Source organism: Mycobacterium kyogaense (genome assembly GCF_036946525.1).
Lineage (GTDB): Bacteria > Actinomycetota > Actinomycetes > Mycobacteriales > Mycobacteriaceae > Mycobacterium > Mycobacterium kyogaense_A.
Genome location: NZ_JAQIIY010000012.1, coordinates 162,348 through 182,735 on the forward strand (window position 1 = coordinate 162,348; position 20,388 = coordinate 182,735).

23 protein-coding genes are annotated in these 20,388 nt (G+C 63.7%); 13 read left to right on the forward strand and 10 right to left on the reverse strand.

The genetic code is table 11. The annotated features are described in order from the left end of the window. The 9 genes from PGN37_RS11255 to PGN37_RS11295 all read left to right on the forward strand — a co-directional run bounded on the left by PGN37_RS11255 (position 1) and on the right by PGN37_RS11295 (position 5,612). Positions 1-2,166: a TNT domain-containing protein gene (locus PGN37_RS11255; protein ID WP_335331110.1), complete on the forward strand. Its 2,166-nt coding sequence runs from the start codon at positions 1-3 to the stop codon at positions 2,164-2,166. Further along, positions 2,166-2,651, forward strand: a complete 486-nt coding sequence (locus PGN37_RS11260; RefSeq protein WP_335331111.1) for a hypothetical protein — start codon at positions 2,166-2,168, stop codon at positions 2,649-2,651. The genes PGN37_RS11255 and PGN37_RS11260 overlap by 1 nt, the downstream gene beginning before the upstream one ends. Positions 2,652-2,720: 69 nt before the next feature. Then, positions 2,721-3,176: a hypothetical protein gene (locus tag PGN37_RS11265; protein WP_335331112.1), complete on the forward strand. Its 456-nt coding sequence runs from the start codon at positions 2,721-2,723 to the stop codon at positions 3,174-3,176. A gap of 3 nt (positions 3,177-3,179) precedes the next feature. Continuing rightward, on the forward strand, positions 3,180-3,452 hold the full coding sequence (locus PGN37_RS11270; protein WP_335331113.1) for a hypothetical protein: 273 nt from the start codon (positions 3,180-3,182) through the stop codon (positions 3,450-3,452). A 176-nt stretch (positions 3,453-3,628) separates the two neighbouring features. Then, positions 3,629-3,934 carry a hypothetical protein gene (locus PGN37_RS11275; RefSeq protein WP_335331114.1) on the forward strand — a complete coding sequence of 102 codons (306 nt, stop codon included), beginning with the start codon at positions 3,629-3,631 and terminating at the stop codon, positions 3,932-3,934. Positions 3,935-4,260: 326 nt separating this feature from the next. Beyond that, a complete protein-coding gene (locus PGN37_RS11280) occupies positions 4,261-4,524 on the forward strand; it encodes a hypothetical protein (protein WP_335331115.1) in 264 nt (87 codons plus the stop codon). 31 nt (positions 4,525-4,555) lie between these two features. Further along, entirely contained in the window at positions 4,556-4,981 is a 426-nt protein-coding gene (locus PGN37_RS11285) for a hypothetical protein (protein WP_335331116.1), read from the forward strand. Then, positions 4,978-5,250 carry a hypothetical protein gene (locus PGN37_RS11290; protein WP_335331117.1) on the forward strand — a complete coding sequence of 91 codons (273 nt, stop codon included), beginning with the start codon at positions 4,978-4,980 and terminating at the stop codon, positions 5,248-5,250. Before PGN37_RS11285 ends, PGN37_RS11290 begins: the two co-directional genes overlap by 4 nt. Further along, positions 5,247-5,612: a hypothetical protein gene (locus PGN37_RS11295; RefSeq protein ID WP_335331118.1), complete on the forward strand. Its 366-nt coding sequence runs from the start codon at positions 5,247-5,249 to the stop codon at positions 5,610-5,612. The genes PGN37_RS11290 and PGN37_RS11295 overlap by 4 nt, the downstream gene beginning before the upstream one ends. Before the next feature lie 147 nt (positions 5,613-5,759). Here the strand turns inward: PGN37_RS11295 and PGN37_RS11300 are convergent, their stop codons facing one another. Continuing rightward, positions 5,760-6,860, reverse strand: a complete 1,101-nt coding sequence (locus PGN37_RS11300; RefSeq protein ID WP_335331119.1) for a hypothetical protein — start codon at positions 6,858-6,860, stop codon at positions 5,760-5,762. Between the two features lie 265 nt (positions 6,861-7,125). On the opposite strand from PGN37_RS11300, the gene PGN37_RS11305 reads away from it, so the two are divergent. Together PGN37_RS11305 and PGN37_RS11310 are read left to right on the forward strand one after the other, a co-directional pair. Further along, positions 7,126-7,515, forward strand: a complete 390-nt coding sequence (locus PGN37_RS11305; RefSeq protein WP_335331120.1) for a DUF6188 family protein — start codon at positions 7,126-7,128, stop codon at positions 7,513-7,515. 412 nt (positions 7,516-7,927) lie between these two features. After that, on the forward strand, positions 7,928-8,290 hold the full coding sequence (locus PGN37_RS11310; RefSeq protein WP_335331121.1) for a hypothetical protein: 363 nt from the start codon (positions 7,928-7,930) through the stop codon (positions 8,288-8,290). A 645-nt stretch (positions 8,291-8,935) separates the two neighbouring features. Here PGN37_RS11310 and PGN37_RS11315 read toward each other — a convergent pair. The 3 genes from PGN37_RS11315 to PGN37_RS11325 form a co-directional block, all read right to left on the reverse strand. Beyond that, positions 8,936-9,208, reverse strand: a complete 273-nt coding sequence (locus tag PGN37_RS11315) for a hypothetical protein (RefSeq protein WP_335331122.1) — start codon at positions 9,206-9,208, stop codon at positions 8,936-8,938. Positions 9,209-9,444: 236 nt separating this feature from the next. Further along, complete coding sequence (locus tag PGN37_RS11320; protein ID WP_335331123.1) at positions 9,445-10,386, reverse strand: DUF732 domain-containing protein; 942 nt, start codon at positions 10,384-10,386, stop codon at positions 9,445-9,447. A gap of 7 nt (positions 10,387-10,393) precedes the next feature. Beyond that, on the reverse strand, positions 10,394-11,266 hold the full coding sequence (locus PGN37_RS11325; protein WP_335331124.1) for a hypothetical protein: 873 nt from the start codon (positions 11,264-11,266) through the stop codon (positions 10,394-10,396). 746 nt (positions 11,267-12,012) lie between these two features. Between PGN37_RS11325 and PGN37_RS11330 the strand changes: the two genes are divergently transcribed. Both PGN37_RS11330 and PGN37_RS11335 read left to right on the forward strand, forming a co-directional pair. Continuing rightward, positions 12,013-12,327, forward strand: a complete 315-nt coding sequence (locus tag PGN37_RS11330; protein WP_335331125.1) for a DUF732 domain-containing protein — start codon at positions 12,013-12,015, stop codon at positions 12,325-12,327. 173 nt (positions 12,328-12,500) lie between these two features. Beyond that, the gene (locus PGN37_RS11335) at positions 12,501-14,018 is read left to right on the forward strand and encodes an MFS transporter (protein WP_335331126.1); all 1,518 of its coding nucleotides are present in this window, start codon (positions 12,501-12,503) and stop codon (positions 14,016-14,018) included. Here PGN37_RS11335 and PGN37_RS11340 read toward each other — a convergent pair. From PGN37_RS11340 to chvE, 6 genes are read right to left on the reverse strand one after another with little or no spacing between them, the layout of a single operon-like run. Then, positions 14,015-15,079 carry a galactokinase gene (locus tag PGN37_RS11340; protein ID WP_335331127.1) on the reverse strand — a complete coding sequence of 355 codons (1,065 nt, stop codon included), beginning with the start codon at positions 15,077-15,079 and terminating at the stop codon, positions 14,015-14,017. The two genes, PGN37_RS11335 and PGN37_RS11340, sit on opposite strands and share 4 nt — an antisense overlap. Continuing rightward, positions 15,076-16,128, reverse strand: coding sequence for a galactose-1-phosphate uridylyltransferase (gene galT / locus PGN37_RS11345; RefSeq protein ID WP_335331179.1), 1,053 nt, complete (start codon positions 16,126-16,128; stop codon positions 15,076-15,078). Before galT ends, PGN37_RS11340 begins: the two co-directional genes overlap by 4 nt. Next, the gene (locus tag PGN37_RS11350) at positions 16,125-16,346 is read right to left on the reverse strand and encodes a hypothetical protein (RefSeq protein ID WP_335331128.1); all 222 of its coding nucleotides are present in this window, start codon (positions 16,344-16,346) and stop codon (positions 16,125-16,127) included. The genes galT and PGN37_RS11350 overlap by 4 nt, the downstream gene beginning before the upstream one ends. A 1-nt stretch (position 16,347) precedes the next feature. Beyond that, positions 16,348-17,580, reverse strand: coding sequence for a multiple monosaccharide ABC transporter permease (gene mmsB / locus PGN37_RS11355; protein ID WP_335331129.1), 1,233 nt, complete (start codon positions 17,578-17,580; stop codon positions 16,348-16,350). Beyond that, positions 17,581-19,119 carry a multiple monosaccharide ABC transporter ATP-binding protein gene (gene mmsA / locus PGN37_RS11360; protein ID WP_335331130.1) on the reverse strand — a complete coding sequence of 513 codons (1,539 nt, stop codon included), beginning with the start codon at positions 19,117-19,119 and terminating at the stop codon, positions 17,581-17,583. Continuing rightward, positions 19,119-20,222: a multiple monosaccharide ABC transporter substrate-binding protein gene (gene chvE / locus PGN37_RS11365; protein WP_335331131.1), complete on the reverse strand. Its 1,104-nt coding sequence runs from the start codon at positions 20,220-20,222 to the stop codon at positions 19,119-19,121. The genes mmsA and chvE overlap by 1 nt, the downstream gene beginning before the upstream one ends. Positions 20,223-20,388 lie beyond the last annotated feature (166 nt).

Genomic DNA, 20,388 nt, shown 5'->3' on the forward strand with positions numbered 1-20,388 from the left:
GTGACGGCTCCCATCACCGTCGACCCCGTCACGCTTTCCGGCACCGGCGCGGCCGTCGCAACTGACGGCGTCACCGTCGCCACCGCAGTGCACAGTCTGTCGACAGCACTGTTAGGTGCCGGGGCTCTGTTTGGGCACGACGCTGCGGGACTCCTCTTCGGGCAGACCTACACAGAGGCCGGCACGTCACTTCTCGACGCCGCAGCGTCGGCGGTGAATGCCTGCCGCAAGGTCGGTTTCGGCGTACAGATGTCGGCGTTCAACTACGAACACGCCAATGCGGCATCGACGGTGGGCGGAGGCGAGACATCCGTCCCGCAGCCCTCCGCGCCTGGTGGATTCACCGCACCGTCGATGCCGCCCCCGATGGGCAGCGGCGTCGTGGCGCCGCTGGCATGGACGGTCGTCGAGTCGTTGGTGGGCGACGTCTGGCCAGACGGCAATCCTGAGGAGATGCGGGCGGCCGCAGCGGCGTGGCGGTCGTTCGGCACCGCTGTTGGAGGGGTGGCGGAACCTGTCGCTGCCGCTGGCGCGGCATTGGCTGGACAGCAGATTCCCGAGGCCGGTCACATGAGCGACGCTGCCGGACAGATCAGCAGCGGCCTGACTGACATTGCCGCGCAAGCAAGCGAATTGGCTGCAGGGGTAGAAGCTTTCGCGGCGAACGTGGAAGCCACGCAGAATGCGATCCGAGCACTGTTGCACCAGCTGAGCATCAGTGGAGTCCTCGATGCGCTGGGCGACATCTTCAGCGGCGAGAACCCGTGGCAGAAGGTGCAGGAGGTCGCCGACGAGATCAAGACGGTGCTGGCCAACATGAAGCGGCAGGCCGATGCCTCCCGAACGTTGTTCAGCCAGAGCATGAATGCGCTCGATTCGGCGACGACGTCGTTGCAGGGCTGGGCCACCAAGGAATTCGTGGAAGCGTTCGGCGAGGACGTCGGCACCGCGCTGTCACAGGACTTCAAGGCCTTGACCGACCTGCCGGCCGGAGGGTTGAAGTTCGTCGGTGTTACTGCGGAGGGCATCCAGGGACTGGACCCGATGCGATTCGCGTACGACCCGCAGGGAGCGCTCGACACGTGGAAGGGTCTCGCGGATTCGACTGCGATGGTGACGAATCCGGCGCTGCTCGCGGAGAAAGTCGTTTCCGATCCGCAGGGCAGCCTCAACGCCGCTGAGGGGTTGCTCGACTGGGAGGACGTGGAGAACGGCCATCCGTTCCGGGCACTGGGTTACAACGCGGCGCAGGTGGGATCGATGTTCCTGCCGGGCGCCGGGGAGGCCGGACCGGCCGCCGGCGCGGCATCCGCGGAGGCACGGGTGGCTGGCGCCGAAGCGCGGGCTGCCGGCGCGGGCACGCGAGACGCCGCGGCGGCCGCCGGTGGTCGCGCCGCGTCGGCGACCGAAGGGATCACCACCAAGGCCAGCGAGGTCGGCACGAAGCTCGACGGCATCAAAGTGCCGGAGGCACAGGGTGTTCCGGGTGCGGGCGGGAAGGCGCCGGTGGAGGCGCCTGGTGGGGACCACCCTGCCGTGCACCAGCATCCTGCGCCAGCGACGCATGACAGTCCGGCGACAGGTGACCGACCGCCGGCCCATGGTGGCGATTCGCAGACACACACCCCGGCTGATCACGACGGCCATGCCCCATCCGACGCTCATCACGGACCGGCACCTGATCCGCGGCCCGCGGACACTGCACCTCCCCCACTGCCGCCGGATTCACCGCTCTTCGACGGGTACCAACCGGCAGACCTCGCACCAGACTTCGTGGACGCGGACGGCAATATCATCTACCCGGATTCGAGCCTGCCGGAGAAGCCATACGCAATCCCCGGAACGATCGTCCCTGACGCTCACGTCCCCGCTGGAACAATGCTCGATCGATTCGGCTATCCCGGCGGGGAATGGCTCTCGCCGCACGGAACGCCCTTCGCCGAGAGGGCACTTCCGCCAGACAGCGCTCTCAAGCCGTATTTTGAGTATGTGGTGAAGGACCCGACACGACTGCCGCCGGGATGGCGCATTGAAGAGTCGGCAGTTGCTCCCTGGTTTCACCAGCCCGGCGGAGGTCTGCAGTACCGCATCATCGCGCCCGATGGCACAGACGCATCGGTCACCGACCTGGTTGGCTTCGGCGTCCTAGAAAGAGTGGAGAAGTAATGGTCAGCTTCTCGAGATTAGGAGCGAATTGGCTGAAGTGGACCGCATGGTCGCGCATGTCGAATCCGTCCGTATCGTCCGACGAGATTGCTCAGAAGGCGGTCTTCAGATCTGACGACGACACCTTCCACCTTCGGCATGAGGGGAATTGGTGGGTGCTGGACAGAACCAACGACCGCGGACGCAATTTTCCGGGCGTTGCGCAATTTTCGAACTTCCAAGTCGCGGAGCGCTATCTACTTTGGCAATGGGCATCGAACGCGCGAAGCGATCTCGCGTCGGGCTCACTCGGTAGAGACCTGTACGAGCGAGGCTACGCCCCTGGGGTTGAAGTGATTGAAATCCGTGAGGGCTTTGTCGAGATAAGAGCCGGGGAGGACGCTGCCGTACTTCCAGCGGCGCGGGCCATCATGTTCAGCCATCTGATGGCTGAACCCACCGAAGAAATCGAGCGGCTCATCAATGTCGGCATGCCCACGACCTAGGCCGCTACTCACCGACCGTCGTGGTTGTCACGCTCGCGCCATGCTTGACGCAATCGCAAAGGTATCCGCATGACCGACGATTTGGTGGATCAAATCTCCCGTCTCCCTGCAATTCCGGGAATCACATACAGGGGCATGATCGGCGCACCGCCGAGATACGCAATCACGCTTTCCGGGCTGTTACCTACCTCAGTCAATCCGCGAGTCGCCAGTGAGAACTTCACCTCGGAGCGCGTTGCTGCAATTGCCACCACAAGCGGCCGATACATCGCTCCGCTGTCCAGGCATCCTGACGAGATGGAGGTGGTGCTGCTGCCTGGGACGCTGCTCTTGCCGGTCGGCTTCGTTGAAGTAGGTCGACTTGAGAATCCGGTCGTCCTGCTGGAGGAACCAGGCTCAGCACCCGGCCTGCCAGCCAACAGGATTGAACTCCAGGAATTGGTTGAGCAGCAGATCGAAGCGGCGCTCGCATCGCCACCGGTTTCCGTTCACTCGCCTGGCCGTTTCACGCCTCGAAATCCTTGAGTCATGAAGGGACGTCAGTTCAAGAAGACCCACTTCTCGGCGACTGGCCGATACTGGCTCGGTCGAGAAGAGGCCTTGCGTCAACCTTTTCTCGGTATCCCGGTCTCCAACAGCATGATCGACTACATCGAGTACTACTGGTTGACTGAGGCGCAGTACGACGAGTTCATGGTCGATGACAATGCCGCCGCATTTTTCGCCGAGGCCTGCCGTCGGCGGGAGCACGACGATGTCATCGTCTTCGCACCGGGCTCGGATCGCGGGGCCGCTCGTTGAGATCTGTTATAGCGGTCGCAAATTGAACGCGGACTACGCCCCACCGGAGCGGATCACTTTTGGTGGCGACATTGGGTCATCCGGTCCCATCGCGGTCGACCGCTTTGGCTCAATCCCCATTTTCGGAAGAATGCCCGGCACGCAACGCTCAAACCAGCTGGCACGAGGTTGACTAAGTGGACGAATCGATGCCGATCGAGAAGCCTGACGTCAGCGAAGCGCTCACAATTTATCTGCGGCGCTACCCCGGAAGTAACCTCGAGGAGTTCAGTACCCGTTATGGCCCTTCTCAGTCGACTGTGATGAAGTCCCGGGTCCACGCAATGCTCGACGAGGCGGTCCGAATCGAACTGGACTGGACTGAGATGTCGCTCAACGAAGCAGCAGACTACGTTGAGGCGGAAATGCTCCGAAGACACCCCGAACTCTCTACCGATAGCTTGGAAGCCATCGGGAACTACTACACGTATCTCATGCGCTGAAACCGCTCCGACAATTGGCGGAGTAAGGCGCCACATCTGCACGACGCGGTCTCGTGTAGTGGCCGTTGAGAACCGAATCTGTTCACGCCACGTCGCTCGCCGTCAGCAAGATCGACCTAATCTCCTATGCTCTGCGGTTCCGGCATAGAAACGCTGAGGCGTAAGTGGTGCACCATTGGACAGCACTTTGACGTTCTTGGTTTGGTTCCAGCCTCTCTCAATCCGCGCGCTGCACGCCCTAGGAAGTGATGCATGGTCCGCATCGCTTCACGTCGTAGGCTTGTCGGGAACAGTCGGCTCGATCAGTCCGCTTGAGGGGTGTGCCTATGGTCTACCTCGACACGTATTTTTCCGCGCGGGATCGGTACTCCCTCGGCATCGAGGACGACTCCGGCAAGGCATACCTCTCGATTCCTGTGAGCAGCGGAGTCGTCGACTATGAGGAGTACTGCGAACTCGCCCCCGATGAGTTCCGCGGGTTGTTGCACAATCGTTCCGCAGCAGCCGAATTCGCGGAGTCGTGCAGAAATCGCGACCGAGACGACCGACTGATCCAGCGGCCGGGGTGGAATCGGGGAACGCCAGTATGAGCCGAGCACCGGTCGTCCGAGGACGTCGATGATGAGCAGCTTCCGTGATGACGTCGAGGCAATCGTCGGACCCGCGTTGGCGGTTCGCGGCTTCGTTCTCGACCAGATCGACGATAACCCCGACAGCGGCGGCCGCGAGCGCCACATCGTCTTTTATCGCTCGCCCGATTGCAGGATTCAGATCTACGAGTCATCCAGAGAGGGCGAAACGAACGTCATGATCGCGACGTCCGACGCTCATCAGTTCGGCGTGAACAGCCCTGACTGGCAATTCCTGACACGCTTCACCGAACGACCCAGGGGGCCTCTCGGGGACATCACGCAGGGAGCGAGGCAGGAGTACGAAGCCTATGCCGATCCACTCGTGTGGGTCCGCGACCGTATCGTGCGATGCTTCGACGCGGCGCGCGTCGGGATTCTTGCTATGCATCGCAACGATGGAGGTTCCGATCGATGAGTGAGGGCCGGTTCTCGGAGACGTACTTCTCGATCGACCATCGCTTCTCCCTCGGCGACGATGGGCAGACGGGTGACTGTTATCTCGCGATACCAGTCAGCAACGGACCGGTTGACTACGACGAGTACTACCGACTCACCGCCGAGCAAGCGCGCTCGTTTCTGGATGACGTCGCATCGTGTATCTCATTCGTCGAGGCCTGCCACCGCCGGGAACACGACGATCTACTCCTCTACCCGCCTTGCGAACGCCGCGGGACACCCTCGTGATGACTCCCCGCGAAAGCCTGCTCCTCCATGGTCTTTACGACTGGGTGGCGCTTGACCAGGTGCATCGGTGTGTCGCCCTGTCCATCGTTGGATCTTCGACGTCGCGGGTCCAAGACGCCGTGTTGGGGCTCATCCGCGAGTTGGTCACGGACGGCCTTTTCGAGGTCGGCGATGTCACAGCCGAGCGGGGTTTCGCTGCATGGCCCGATTCGATCGATGACGCGATCGCCAAAATTGAGCACTACTACGTCGAGGCATCTGAGGACGTCAACGTATGGCCGTGGTGTTGCTGGTTCAGCCTCACCTCACACGGGGAAGGTGTCGCGCGTCGGCTACTGGCTGAGTACCGACCGCAGCTGTGACGGCAGAAGCTCGTCGGCGCGCTCACCCACAGCTGGATCGTTTGCCTCGGGCTCACCGGCCCGCCCCGCGTCCAAGTCCCGAGCTTGGGGACTCGAAAATCCGTCGCCGCCCACACCGCACGGCCCCGGCGAGACGCTTTGACGGCGTCAACCGCTGATCGCTTGCTCGCAAACATCGTCGTCGTCAAAGTAGCCCCACTTTTTCGCCTCCGCGATCACCTCCCGGCGGAAGCGCGGCGCGTGACGGTCGACAGCTGCCAGAGCTTCGGCTGTGAGGCCCTCCCGTATCCCACTTCGCGCATGAGCGAAAGGGATGAAGGCCCGCAGGAGATCAGGTGTGCTCAGCTCGATTTCCAACGTCGCGGCGTCATCGACGTATGACGACCCTTCCAGCGCCTCTGCGACACGGACCGCACTCCACCGCACCGGATCGCCGTTGCCCGACTCCAGCAGGTTCTCCATCTGCATCCAGAACGACAAACGATCGAATGCGCGTCCCGCGGGCGAGGCGAAGAACTCCCTCTGCAGCTCGAGCAACTCCGTGTGGTCCCAGTCCGGCGGTGCGTACCCGTCGCCACCGTCGGGCATGCAACCGACAAGCCATTCGACCAGGGGTCTGCACTGCGGCCACGATTCCGTCTCTCGCGGGAACGGGGACCCCTTCAAGCCTTCAAGCATCCACTCCTTCGCGTCGGCCACTGTCATCTCTATGAGGTCCACGTCCGGATCGCCGTCCACTTGGATGCTGTCGAGGAGATCCGCTACCGGCCCGTACCCGACTTCGGCGGTGTCGATCATCGACATCGTGCTGTGGCTGATCTGAGCGACGCAGGCCACCTCGTGACCGCTCGGAAAGCGTGCGCCAATCACCAGCTCGTCGAAGTCGCCGAGGACGTGAGCGAACCGGACGGCTCGGTAGACCTCGACGCGCCTAAGTTCGGTGATCCACTTCGGAATGTGGTGGCGTCGGCGGGCGACTTCCTGGCGGCACGCTGTCTGAGCGGCTGGGTCGTCGTCGAAAAACTCTGCGAGAGCCGCCAGCAGCGCGGTGGACACCTGCGTTTCCAGCGCAGTGAAGTTCTCAATCATCCGCTCGCGGTCGAGGGATCGGCTAGATCTGAAGCGCGCGAACGGATCCGGCTTTGAGGACTGGACCAGATAGGCGACGATCGCGAGCAGACCCAGTGGATGCTTCTTGGCCAGAGCCTCGCTGATCAGATTGCCGGCCATCCTGTCGTACTCGTCCAATTTGGGGTCCGTCCGGTGCCGCCGCCGCGCATCCCGGCGCGCTTGCTTCATCTTGCGTCGCTGACGTCCGTCGTTCATGGTCCGCACGGTACGACTGGGGTGTGACAACCGATACGACGCGGGCGTCGAAGCCATCCTGAGGCAACATCGGCCGAAAATTTGTGTGAAGGCCCCCGGCGTCGACCGCTATCGTCGAGAAAGCGTCGCTTTCGGGAAAGGCCACGGAACAGCTCGATAGATCGCTCCGGAAAGGTTGGTGGCCTTGATGGATCTAGGACTCAACTGTAAGAAGCTGCAGTCTGTGCTGATCGAGAACTCGGTGGTTATGCAGTTGTCGGACGAGCATTCCGCACTGATCGCGTCGCCCCTTATCCTCACTCGCAACAACGAAGTGTTCACGTTGACCCCAGACGAAGACCCGCAGGAGGCCTTCCTCCCGATCCGCCAGTTGGTGGGGCTAGACGTCGTTGAATCCACCGCCGACGATTCCGGTGAACTCAGAGTTGCGTTTGAGGACGGCAGCCTGATTCAGGTACCCGCCGATGAGGCGTACGAGGCGTGGAACGTATCCGGGCCTCATGGGGCGCTAGTTGTCTCGATGCCCGGCGGCAAGCTGGCTATGTGGAGTGCACAGCCCAATCCGGATGGCGCGTGACAATGAGAAACGTCCGCAGGCAGCATGACGGGTGGGCGTCATTAGAAGGGAATGGTTGGCGAACTCGCCATCTAGAGCGCACCTGCCAGAGCGGATGTCGCAGAATCGAATCGGTGTGCGGAAGGTGGGCTCGATGGATGCAAGCTTGAGGACCCTCCGAGACGCACAGAAGCGGATGCTCCGTGACGTTCTCCATCGCCGCGATCCAGCATTATTAGAAAGAGTGGCGCGAACTGAAACTGCGTCGCCCAGTGATGCAGAGCTGATCGTGTCGATCCTGTCCGAGGAATTCTCGACAATCTCGACGACAACTGGGAACCCACGGAGTACGGCATCGCGATCAGCGATCTCCTGCAGCGTGTCAATGCGGCGAGATTAGACGAGACGTGATGCGGCGAGACAAGGCGACGTCGTGACCGAGCGTCCGCAGTGGCGCGCGCTGACCGACGGGGAGCGGGCGCTGATTCGCGCAATCGTCGGCACGACAAAGAATTACGACGAAGTTGCCCTGGTGTCCGAACTAACTGGTGCATTGATTTCGGGCGGTTCGACATGGGTTTTCGACGTGCGGGCGCCAAACTTCGCGGCGGTATTCCATTGCCCGGACGGGCCGTTTCCAGCGCGGGCATTCGTCCCGAACAAAGTCGACTATCGAGGCGAGGTCGTCATCTGGATCAGCGGCGGTCATCTGTCAGGCTTGGAGTATGTATGGGTGACGGACCAACCCCCGAACCGGTGGCCACTACCCGAAGAATTGGAGGTGCACCCAGCGTGATCGACTACGAGCAGTTCCCCGGTCTCGTCGGGTTTTATCTCGAAGACAGTTATGTCTTAGCGATCGACGAAACGCCCTCACAGCTGACCTTCATCCTCGAAGTGGTCCTGACTCCGGACCACCCTGCGCACCGTCGACCCCACGTTGGCGAGCATCACTGCTACCGATCAGCCGAGCTCGCTTCATCGACCCAGAAGCGGTCGAATGGCTTCACCGCTCGGGCACGGTCTACACCGACGCCACGACGCCAGTGGTGCAAAAGATCTCGGCAACATCGACATACTCACATCGGGTGGTAATTCTCCTGTCCTGGAGGGTGACTGGGGTCCTGTCAAGCTGACAGGATCGGGAGGTGAGGCCTTCCCGCACCCGGGTGGTCTTGCTGCAAAGACGCATGTAGTAATCGCACGTGATGGTGCGGGGAGCTTTGATGACGTCGAACGCGATGCCTACATAGCCGACCCGCGGCTCAGGAACGGGACGGTAGACCTGGATGACGGTGACCGCATTTCATGCGCTTCACGCGCGAGGGCCGGATTGAGGGCCTTCGGCTACACCTGAAGTTTCAACAGACTCTAAGGAGGTGTCTCAAATGGATTGCACTGTCGCAGATATCGAGCCCGAGCAGTGACCTTCCGGCCGCACCTACGCCTGACCCAAACTCGGGCGGTAATCATCCGCATCGGACTCAGCAGCAATCAGCGCGGACAATTCGCCCTCCTGCTGGGCAACGAAGACACCCATCACCTGACGGCACACCTCCGGCACAGTGACTCCCTGCCTATCGGCGATGCGTTTCAGCCCGACGAGCATCGATGTCGTCACGTGAAACTGCACCGCGTACTGTCCACACGAACCGTCTTCGGGCGCCGGCCCCGGACCCACGACCACCGGACCATCGACGCCGAACGCGTCCACGTCAGCAGCTCGGACCCTCTGAACACCGCCACCACTAGCCTCGTCGGACGAGTCCCGTACTTCCTCGTGACTGAACAAACCCATTCCCGCTACGCTAGCCCTCCCAGAGTTTCCGGGCAGTGCAGTAAGCGACGCCACTTGCGCCAGACCTTCGGCAAGCGCGCCGGCTTGTGAACCTGCCTCGTTTCCGGAGCGTAGGTCACTCAGAAGCTCGATCGCAGCGCCTGCCCCGGAAATCAGCCCAAAGAGAGCGCTACTCCACCGGCACGCAGCTGTTCGAACGAATAGCTCAGCTCACCTCTGCGGCCTACCGACACGACGTAGCGGTCTTGGCCTTCGGTGGCTTTGAAGGTGAAGCCAAAGGTGCACATGAACTGACCCCCTTCGCCATTTTCGAGATACGTGGTGGTGAGAATTTCGCCCTTACCGTTCTTCACTGTCACCGGGGTTCCTGCTTCTATGTCGGAGTATCCGCCCGATCCGGTGCATGATGAGCCATCGACCCTGATCGCCGATGAATACGCGTTGGCGTTCTCGTCTTTCAGCGTGAAGCTGCCCAAGATGGTCGCTGTATCGAGAACATGGAAGCCCTCAGCGAATTGCGGGCAGAAGTGTTGTACCGCAACCTTATCTGCGGGCATTCCCTGCTGCGGGTCGCCGTCCTCGAGTTTGCGGCACACCTGTTTTCCCTGAGCCACGGCGTTAGCGTCGGAATTGAACTCGCCCGTCAAGCCTGCTTGACGCAAAGCAGCCAAATATTCGCCGTCAACCTTCCCCTCGTCTCTAGTGAAGTACCAATACGCGACCAGTCCAGTACTGACCAGAAGGACAATTGCGGCTGCCACCGCTATTGAGAGCCCGAAGTGGCGCTTCGCTGCGGGCGGCGTGTCACGCGAAGTACCAAGGGAAGTGGCGTTTCCCAGCTGCTCATTGCCTAGCTGATCGAGAGCCTCGGCGCCGCCATCACGGATCAAATCTGTGGGCTGTCCATCGACGAAGTAGCGGCCCTCGTGCCGACCGGTTGGGTCCGGCTTCCAACCGGTGACGGGTCCGGCGCTGAACGTCGCCGGCGCCGCATAAGCGGACTCGTACCAGGTGCCATCGACGTTGATTGCACCGCACGAATCGCACCGCAAAGAATTTGCCAAGCGAACACCGCAGAACACACAGAAGCCCATCGTGGACTCACTTTCTGTAGACCGTGGTGCCCTCTACACCGAAGAGGGGGCTGACGAATTTTGCGAAGCAGTCGTCCACACCAAGTCTTTGAGTGTCGCACCAGGCGTTCGCCTCGGCGGGATCGAGAGCAGGAGCGCCGATAACCGTCACCCACCAATCCGGCGAGTTGAACGTCGTCCACTCCCCCGAAGACAACAACCGCACGCCGTTGTACTTCGCGCGCAGATCGAGGTGGTCTCGTAGTACATCGGCGTTCGTCAAAGTTCTGCCGTCGATTGTCAGACCCGACTTCTTTGAACTGATCTGCGGCACCCACCGATTCGCGATCGAACTTGAGACGAACGAGGCATCGGCGTCACGCACTTCCTTCAATACCGCGTCCGCCACTCCGTCGATACTGCCGTGCTCGGGATCGGCAACATGGTTTGCAACAAGCCGATCCCCGTTCGACACCGCGGCGGCTCTCGCCACTTGACCACCGGAATGAAAGACAAGCTGAGGGGCTCCAGAGAACATTGCAGTTGTGCGCCAATACATCCCGGGCGGAAAGATTAGAATTCGGCGCACGATTTCACCGGGCTTCATTTTCAGAGGTGAGGCCGAGAAATCGAAGGTACCCGCCGCGATGTCCCGTTCCCCGGCGGCGACGGTGATCCGTACCTCCGAGCCCGCCTCGGTATTGCCCCCCGGGCATTGCGACAGGAAGGCTGCCCCCACTGACAAGCCATCGCGAGCCATGTCGACAGATTCAGCTTCTAATGCTGGCGCGGCGTCACACTGAGTCGCGACGCTCGCCACGCCCCTATTGCCGCTGACGTCGCCTGGGTTGCCGACCGGGGGTCCTTCTCTCGAGGTGCGGGTGAGCAGCACGGCAGTCACGACGGCGACAAGTACTACCACTAGGCTGGCGGCTATCGCGCTGCCGAAGATTAGCCCTCGCCGCCGAGCCGACCCGCCGTGCGCCGGAACTTCGTCCTCCGCTTCGGGATAGGGCAAAGCACCAATTGGCGATCCGCACTCGCCGCAGAACCTGAAGTTCCATTCATTCGCGTGACCTCGTGGGCAAAAGACCGTTGGTCGCGGTTCACTCGATTCTGTGCCCACGTCTGATCCCCCCGAACCTCGCGGCCAAATCGGGCGGTACACCGAGCCGCCGAACCGTAGCCGTCTTGCCTGCGAATACGAAGTCGACGGTTCTCCGCCTTTTCTCTTGCCAAGAATGCCGCAAACTCACCGACTCTTAACGGCCTTCAGACGTTTATTTGCCAGTGCGAGCGCAACAAGTGCCCGCGGAGACAACACGCACCCCAGCTGCACCAATCTATGCTGACGCTCATCGCGAACTGCACGTAAACATTGACAGCGTATTCGCCCGCGTGCGGCGACGCTGGTAATTGATACGCGGACAGGCTGCAGCAACCCAAGAGCTCGGACCACGAGATTTCGCCCATGCTGAGGCATAAAGCTGTTTCGGAGGTAGCGGCCCATATCCCCTCTGGCCATCGATGAGATAGAGACCTGAGCGACCAATGTGGCGCATATCGATACCACACTTGCCGGCCAGTGCTAAGACTTCAGAGACCTGGAGCATTCACTACGAGCGAACTAAACAACGTCGGGGGGACATGATGATCGTTCTGACCCGGAACGTTGGCATCGCGACTATCTGCGCGATATTTGCCTTGCTTGGATCAACTTCGCCTGCGCAGGCGGAACCGCTCGACACCGCCTTTCTCGACAGGTTGACCAAAGTTGGCATCACCACGTCGACTCCGTACATGTCTATTTTGTACGCCCACGACATTTGCCGACAGATAGGTTCCGGAGTCCCGCTCTCCCGGATCGTTAGCTTTGTCCTCAACGACAACCCGAGAATGAACCAGAAAGGTGCGGAGGACCTCGCGGTGTTGGCCTACATGACGTACTGCCCGCCTTCCTGACCGGTTGCGGTGGCCACCCGTGTGGCCCGCATCGCTGTATGCCGGTGGCTGCGCTTGTGTAGACGGCAGGTCTTTGACCGATCCATCCTCCTAGGCGACACCCCAGGCGCGGGTCAGCGCACCCGCCCGTCGTTGCACCCACGCAGCAGTGATGACGGCACTAACATCACCCCGTGCAACCCCAAACCGCCACCGAGCAGCGCACCGTCTCCGGCCTCGCCGCCGTGATGACCGTGCTCGCGATGGGCCTCGGCTACGCCATCTCCATCGGCGACCCCACCACCCTGTCCGCCAACCTGCAGGTCGTCTCCGCCGGACTCGGCATCACCGGCGGCACCGCCACCTTCATCGCCAGCCTCGCCACCCTGACCATGGCCGCCGCGGTCCTCTCCGCCGGCGCCCTCGGCGACCTCTACGGCATGCGCCGCCTCTACATGGTCGGCCTCGCCGGCGCCGCCGCCTTCAGCCTGCTGGCCGCCGCCGCCCCCGTCGCCGCCGTGCTCATCATCGCCCGCGCCGGCGTCGGCATCGCGCTGGCCTTCCTTATCGGCCTGTCCCTCGCGCTCACCAACGCCGTCTTCTCCCCCGAACGCCGCGCCGCCGCCATCGCCGCCTACTTCGGCGTCGGCTACGCCGTCTCCACCCCGCTGCCGGCCCTCGGCGGCACGCTGGCCCACGCCATCGGTTGGCGCGCAACCTTTTTCCTTGTCCCCGTCATCGCCGTCATCGGCCTGCTCATCACCTGGCGCTACGTCCCCGAGACGATGCGCAGCAGCCGCCGCCTCGACGTCCCCGGCATGGCGCTGTTCGCCGTCGCGCTCCTGGCGTTCATCTACGGCATGTCCCGCATCGAGACCGGCATCGACGCGGTCGGCCTCGCCTGCATCGCCGCCGGCCTGGCCGCCGGCGTCGCGTTCGTCGTCCGCGAACGCAGCACCGACCATCCGGCACTCGACATGCGCGTCTTCCGGTCGAGCCGCTTCAACGCCGCCGTCGCCGCCGGTGTCGTGTTCAACATCGTGCTCGGCGGTTCGATGATCCTGCTGGCCTTCTACCTCGTCACCATCCGCAAGGAATCCCACGAGCTCTTCGGGTATCTGCTCATGCCCGCCACCGCGATGGCCGCCCTCGCCGCCCTCTCTGCCGGACCCGTCGCCAACAAGTTCGGTGCCCGCACCGTCATGGTCACCGGCTTGGTGCTGATGCTCGGCGGCCTGGTGGTGCTGCACAGCTACACCCTCGACACCACCCGCGTCACCGTGTTCATCACCGCGGCGCTGATGGTCATCGGCGGCGCGCTCGTCACCACCCCGCAAGCCATGATCATGATGAACAGCGCCCCCGCCGATCTCGGCGGCGCGGTGTCCGCCGTGAAGAGCGCGGTCAACGAAGGCGGATACTCGCTCGGCCCAGCGCTTTTCGCCCTCGTCGGTATCAACCTGTTCCTCACCGACAGCGCGCACGACCTGTCGAAGGACGGCGTCGACCGCGCCGAGACCCGCGAAGCCCTGCTGACCACCCACGGCGGGCACAACGGCGCCGCGATGGTCAACCCCGAGCAGGCCCGCCTGATCGTCGACCAGGCGCCCTACAACGCGATCGACGCCATCCACACGCTCAGCCTGATCATGGCGGTCGGGCCGGTCATCGCGATCATCCTGGCGCTCTGGCTGATCAAGCCCACCCGTTAAGCAGGCCCCGCGCCCGCCACGGTCGGCTCGATCGTCGGTGCCGGATATCCGCCCGCCTGCATCGCCTCCCGCACCGCGGCATCCACCGCATCCACGGATCCTGCGGGCACCAGAGCGATCACGCAGCCGCCGAACCCACCGCCCGTCATCCGCGCCCCCTGCGCCCCCGCCGACACCGCGGTAGAAGCGATCAGGTCCAGATGCGGTGTGGTGATCTCGAAGTCGTCCCGCATCGAGCGGTGCGACTCGGTGAACAGGGCGCCGACGCGGCCGAAATCGTTCGCCGCCAATGCCTCCACCGTGTCCAGCACCCGCTGGTTCTCGGTCACGATGTGCCGGGCCCGCCGTTGATCCTCACCCGAGAGCGCAGACACAGAGGAGACCTCCCGCAGCGACGGGACACCCAGCGCCGCGGCAGCCCGCTCACACGACGCGCGTCGTGCCGCGTACTCGCCACCGGCGTGCTGATGCCTCGCCTGCGAATCGATCAGCAGCAACTGCACCCCGTGCGCGTCGGGATCGAACGGAACCGGCGTGACGGTGAGGTCGCGGAAGTCGATCAGCTGGGCGGACCGCGGCTGCGCGTACAGGATCGCCAGCTGATCGAGCAGACCCGTTGGTGCACCGACGTACTCGTTCTCAGCGCGCTGCGCGATCCGCGCCTGCTCCACACGATCGACCGCCAGACCCGCACCAGACAGCAGCGCGTCCAGGACAGCGCATTCCAGCGCCGCCGACGACGCCAGCCCCGAGCCGATCTGCACCCCGCCTCTGATCGCCAGCGTTCCGCCCGGCACCACATGACCGGCCTCCCGCAGCGACCACACCACCCCGGCCACGTACGCAGCCCAGCCGGTCACATCACCGGGAGACGTGTCGAGCCCGACGCGCACCACGTCCGACGACCGGTCGGTGCTCACCATCAGCTCGCCGCTGTCGGCCGGCTCGTAGTCCACGACGGTGCGGCCGGGCAGCGCGATCGGCAGCGCGAAACCCGCGTTGTAGTCGGTGTGTTCACCGATCAGGTTGATCCGGCCCGGCGCCGAGAAGCGAACGCTCACAAGCCACGCAGCCTCTCGGCCAGCGCCTCGGGCACGACGTCGTTGATGAACGCGTCCATCACCGACTCCGACGAGGCGAGGTACTTCAGCTTGTCGGCGCTGCGCCGCGTGGAGATGATCTCGACGTGGAAGCAGCCCTCGCCCTCGGGGAACTGGTGCAGCCCCGCCATGTACGGCAGCGGTGCGTCGTACATTCGGTCCAGCCGCTGCAGGACCTCCTGGTAGAGAGCACTGAACGCGTCCAGCTCGGCCGCATCGAGATCGAGCAAGCTGTTCACAGAACGATGAGGGTAGATGTGCACCTCCACCGGCCACCGGGCCGCGAACGGCACGAATGCGGTGAACATGCTGTCACGCAGCACAACCCGGCGGCCGTCATCGACCTCCTGCGCCACCAAATCCGTAAATAAATCGCCCCCGTGCCGCTCTCGATACGACGACGCCTGCCGCAGCATCTGTTCTGTCCGCGGGGTCAGGAACGGATAGCCGTAGATCTGCCCGTGCGGGTGGGTCAGCGTCACCCCGATCTCCTCACCGCGGTTCTCGAAGCAGAACACCTGCGCGATGCCGGGCCGACTGAGCAGGTCAGAGGTGCGGTGCCGCCACGCCTCGACAACAAGCCGGGCCTGCGCGGGATCGAGTGAGGCGAACGAGCTGTCGTGATCGCTGGAGAAGCAGATCACCTCGCAGCGGCCGCTTCCGGGCACCCCCGAGAAATCCGAAGACACCGACAACACGTGCCCCGAACCTGACAGACTCGCGAACCGGTTCTCGAAGACTGCGACGTCGTAGTCCGGCGCCGGGATCTCACTCGTGAGTCCGGTCGGTCCCGGGCACAGCGGGCACTCACCTCGGGGCGGGAGGTAGGTGCGGTCCTGGCGGGCCGGTGCGACGATCACCCACTGCCCAGTGGTCTGGTCGAATCGCAACTCCGACAGCGACTCTGAGCGAGGAGGCAGCGGCCGAAGGTCGGGCACCGGTGCGGGCTCTCGGCCGGGCAGATTGAAGAACAGCAAGTCGCGTCCGTCGGCGAGAGTCCACGCCGTCATTGCTTTGGTGAGCGACGGATTCTCAACCACGGTTGACGCAACTCCTCTGCCCGGCGCATAGCCTCAGCGTCCAGGATCTGATGGTAACGCGCGACGAGCTGCTCCCGGGTCAGCCCGAACTCGGGCAGCACCTCGTCGGCGGGCGGGCCGCCGTACGGAGCCCAGCTCCGCATGAACGTGACGATGTCGTGTTCGTAGCGATCCGCGATGCCGGGCATGTCAGGCCCCGCCCTTCTTCTTGTTGTAGATGTCGAAGCCGACGGCGGCCAGCAGCACCAGACCCTTGATCACCTGCTGCACGTCACTGCCGATGCCGATCAAAGACATCCCGTTGTTGAGGACGCCGAGCACGAAACCGCCGATGATCGCGCCGAACACGGTGCCGACGCCGCCGCTGGCCGACGCACCGCCGATGAACGCCGCGGCGATCGCCTCCAGCTCCATGCCGATACCCGCTTGTGGCGTGGCCGAATTAAGCCGCGCCGCGAACAGCAACCCGGCGAGTGCCGACAGCAGACCCATGTTGACGAAGACCAGGAACGTGACCCGCTTGGTCTTGACGCCCGAGAGCCGGGCTGCCGCCTCGTTGCCGCCGACGGCGTAGACCTGCCGGCCGACGACCGTGCCGCGCATGACGAATGCGTACACCACGAAGGCCAGGGCCAGGATGATGCCGACGACCGGGACTCCGCGGTAGCTCGCCAGCACCAGCGTGAACGCCGCGAGTGCCGCGACGATGGCCGCACACTTGGCGATGAACCAGCCCAGCGGCAGCACGCTGAACCCGTACTGGCTCTGGGCACGCCGCTGCCGCACCTGCTGCCACACCGCGGCCAGCATCACGAACACGCCGAGAATGACAGTCGGCCAGTGATAGACGGCGTTCACGCCAAGTTCGGGTAAGAACCCGCTGCTGACCTGACCGAAGGTGCGCGGGAACGGCGCGATCGACTGCCCCTCGAGCAGATACTGTGTGGCGCCGCGGAACACGAGCATGCCCGCCAGCGTGACGATGAACGACGGGATGCCGACGTAGGCGATCCAGAAGCCCTGCCACGCACCGATCAGCGCACCCAGAAGAAGACACAGGGCGACCGCGACCGGCCAGGGCATGTCGTTGCGGATCATCAGAACCGCCGACATCGCCCCGATGAACCCGGCGATCGAGCCCACCGACAGGTCGATGTGACCGGAGATGATCACGATGACCATGCCGATCGCGAGGATCAGGATGTAGCCGTTCTGCTGGACGATGTTGGTGACGTTGAGCGGCTTGAGCAGGATGCCGTCGGTCCACACCTGGAACAGGATCACGATCAGAGCGAGCGCGACGACCATGCCGTACTGGCGGAAGTTGCCCTGCAGCAATGCTTTCACGCGAGACACAGCCGAGTCCGCGGGCGGCGGCGCCGGGGCGCTCGGCGGCGTCGACACGGCCGGGGTGGTGGTCATCTATCCTCGTCCCTTCATCATGTAGCGCATCAGCGTCTCCTGGGACGCCTCGGCCCGGGCCACCTCACCGGTGAGCCGGCCCTCGTTGAGTGTGTAGATGCGGTCGCACAGACCGATCAGCTCCGGGAGCTCGGAGGAGATGACGATCACCGCTTTCCCCTGCGCTGCCAGCGAATTGATGATCGTGTAGATCTCGTACTTGGCGCCGACGTCGATGCCGCGGGTGGGTTCGTCGAGGATCAGCACGTCGGGGTCGGCGAAGATCCACTTGCTCAGCACGACCTTCTGCTGATTGCCGCCCGACAGGTTCCCGGTGACGGCCTTCACCGACGGCGCCTTGATCCGCATGTCCTTACGGAAGCGCTCGGCGACCTTGGTCTCCTCGTGCTCGTTGATGACGGCCTGCCTGCTCACCTTGGGCAGCGACGCCAGCGTGATGCTGCGCGCTATGTCGTCCATCAGGTTCAGGCCGAAGTGCTTGCGGTCCTCGGTGGCGTAGGCGATACCGTGACTGATGGCCTCGGGCACCGTGCGGGTGCGAATCTGCTTGCCGTCCTTGAACACCGAGCCGCCGGCCTTCTTGCCGTAGCTGCGGCCGAACACGCTCATCGCCAGCTCGGTGCGCCCAGCACCCATCAACCCGGCCAGCCCCACCACCTCGCCACGGCGCACGTGCAGCGAGACCCCGTCGACGACCTTGCGCTGTTGATCGAGCGGGTGGTAGACGGTCCAGTCCTCGATGGCGAACGTCACGTCGCCGATCTCGTGGGCGGTGCGCTCGGGGAACCGGTCGACCAGCGGCCGGCCCACCATGCCGCGGATGATGTGCTCTTCGGTGAGAACCGGCCCCACGTCGAGGGTCTCGATCGTGCGGCCGTCCCGCAGCACCGTGATGCGGTCGGCGACCCGCGTCACCTCGTTGAGCTTGTGCGAAATAATGATGCACGTCAGCCCCTGGCGGCGCAGCTCCATGATCAGGTCCAGCAGGTTGCGGCTGTCCTCGTCGTTCAGCGCCGCGGTGGGCTCGTCGAGGATCAGCAACTTCACCTTCTTCGACAGCGCCTTGGCGATCTCCACGAGCTGCTGCTTGCCCACCCCGATGTCGGAGATCCGGGTACCCGGGCTCTCCCGCAACCCGACCCGGTCGAGGAGCTGCTGGGCATGGGTGGTGGTCTCGTGCCAGCTGATCACCCCGGCCGAGGCGTGCTCGTTGCCCAGGAAGATGTTCTCGGCGATGGAGAGCACCGGCACCAGAGCCAGCTCCTGGTGGATGATGCCGATGCCGCGCCGCTCACTGGACCGGATGTCCTTGAAATCGCCTGGTGGACCGTCGAAGACGATCTCCCCGTCGTAACTGCCGTGCGGGTAGATCCCGCTGAGCACCTTCATCAGGGTGGACTTGCCGGCTCCGTTCTCCCCGCAGATCGCGTGGATCTCGCCCTGGCGCACCGTGAGGTTCACGTCGCACAACGCGGTCACGGCGCCGAAGCGCTTCGTGATGTCCCGCATCTCGAGCAGTGCGGTGCCCTCGCCGCCCATCAGGCCAGCTGCGCGGACGTGTAGTAGCCCGAGTCGACCAGCACCTTCTGGTAGTTGGACTTGTCCACACTCACCGGCTGCAGCAGATACGACGGCACGATCTTCACCCCGTTGTCGTACGTGGTGGTGTCATTGACCTCCGGCTTGCCGCCGGTCAGCAGTGAATCAGCCATTTGCACAGCAGCTTTCGCGAGCTCACGCGTGTCCTTGAACACCGTCTGGGTCTGCTCGCCGGCGATGATCGACTTGACCGAGGCGAGTTCGGCATCCTGCCCGGTGACGATCGGCAGCGGGTTGGCCGGCGTGCCGTAGCCGGCGCTCTTCAGCGCCGAGATGATGCCCAGCGACATCCCGTCATAGGGCGAGAGCACCGCGTCCACGCGACCGCTGGTGTACGAGCGGCTCAGCAGGTTGTCCATTCGGGACTGGGCGAGCCCGCCGTCCCAGCGCAGCGTCGCCACCTGGTCGAAGGAGGTCTGCCCGCTTTTCACCACCAGCTTGCCGCTGTCGAGGTAGGGCTGCAGCACGCTCATCGCGCCCTTGAAGAAGAACGTGGCGTTGTTGTCGTCGGGCGAGCCGGCAAACAGCTCGATGTTGAAGGGGCCCTTGCCCTGCGCCACGCCCAACTTGTCGACGATGTACTGCGCCTGCAGCACACCGACTTTGAAGTTGTCGAACGTCGCGTAGTAGTCGACGTTGACTGATCCGCGGATCAGCCGGTCATAGCTGACCACCGGGATCTTGGCATCGGCGGCGCGCTGCAGGATGTCGGTCAGCGACGATCCGTCGATGGGCGCGATGACCAGCACCTTGACGCCCTTGGTGATCATGTTCTCGATCTGCGAGACCTGGTTCTGCACCACGTCGTCGCCGTACTGCAGATCGGTCTCGTACCCCAGCGACTGGAATTGCTTGGCCATGTTGTCGCCGTCGGCGACCCATCGCTCCGATGACTTGGTCGGCATCGCGATGCCGATCGTCCCGCTGCGGTCGCCCCCGCCCCCGCCGCCAGTGGCCTCGGGCCCGGTCGAGCGTCCGCAGGCGCTGGCCAGCGACGCCGTCAGGGCCAGCGCGGCCGCGATTCGAAGAAAGCTCTTACGCATGGATTCCTCCGGTTGGTCCGGCGCTCGTCGCGGGTCCGGCACGCGGACCCCCAGCACGATGTGAGCGCTAACATCGAGCATCTTGTGACGCGGGTCACGGGCCTGTCAAGGGTTCAGGGCTGAAAGATGTGAGCGCTAACAAATCGTTGACAGCTCTCAAATGTGA

Bases quoted from the DNA above. Each gene is read 5' to 3' on its own strand.
- PGN37_RS11260 (WP_335331111.1), top strand. From the start codon at position 2,166: ATGGTCAGCTTCTCGAGATTAGGAGCGAATTGGCTGAAGTGGACCGCA.
- PGN37_RS11280 (WP_335331115.1), top strand. From the start codon at position 4,261: ATGGTCTACCTCGACACGTATTTTTCCGCGCGGGATCGGTACTCCCTC.
- PGN37_RS11350 (WP_335331128.1), bottom strand. From the start codon at position 16,346: ATGCCCGGCATCGCGGATCGCTACGAACACGACATCGTCACGTTCATG.
- galT (WP_335331179.1), bottom strand. From the start codon at position 16,128: ATGACGGCGTGGACTCTCGCCGACGGACGCGACTTGCTGTTCTTCAAT.
- PGN37_RS11320 (WP_335331123.1), bottom strand. From the start codon at position 10,386: ATGGGCTTCTGTGTGTTCTGCGGTGTTCGCTTGGCAAATTCTTTGCGG.
- mmsB (WP_335331129.1), bottom strand. From the start codon at position 17,580: ATGACCACCACCCCGGCCGTGTCGACGCCGCCGAGCGCCCCGGCGCCG.
- PGN37_RS11305 (WP_335331120.1), top strand. From the start codon at position 7,126: ATGGATCTAGGACTCAACTGTAAGAAGCTGCAGTCTGTGCTGATCGAG.
- chvE (WP_335331131.1), bottom strand. From the start codon at position 20,222: ATGCGTAAGAGCTTTCTTCGAATCGCGGCCGCGCTGGCCCTGACGGCG.
- PGN37_RS11265 (WP_335331112.1), top strand. From the start codon at position 2,721: ATGACCGACGATTTGGTGGATCAAATCTCCCGTCTCCCTGCAATTCCG.
- mmsA (WP_335331130.1), bottom strand. From the start codon at position 19,119: ATGGGCGGCGAGGGCACCGCACTGCTCGAGATGCGGGACATCACGAAG.
- PGN37_RS11285 (WP_335331116.1), top strand. From the start codon at position 4,556: ATGAGCAGCTTCCGTGATGACGTCGAGGCAATCGTCGGACCCGCGTTG.
- PGN37_RS11270 (WP_335331113.1), top strand. From the start codon at position 3,180: ATGAAGGGACGTCAGTTCAAGAAGACCCACTTCTCGGCGACTGGCCGA.
- PGN37_RS11330 (WP_335331125.1), top strand. From the start codon at position 12,013: ATGATGATCGTTCTGACCCGGAACGTTGGCATCGCGACTATCTGCGCG.
- PGN37_RS11290 (WP_335331117.1), top strand. From the start codon at position 4,978: ATGAGTGAGGGCCGGTTCTCGGAGACGTACTTCTCGATCGACCATCGC.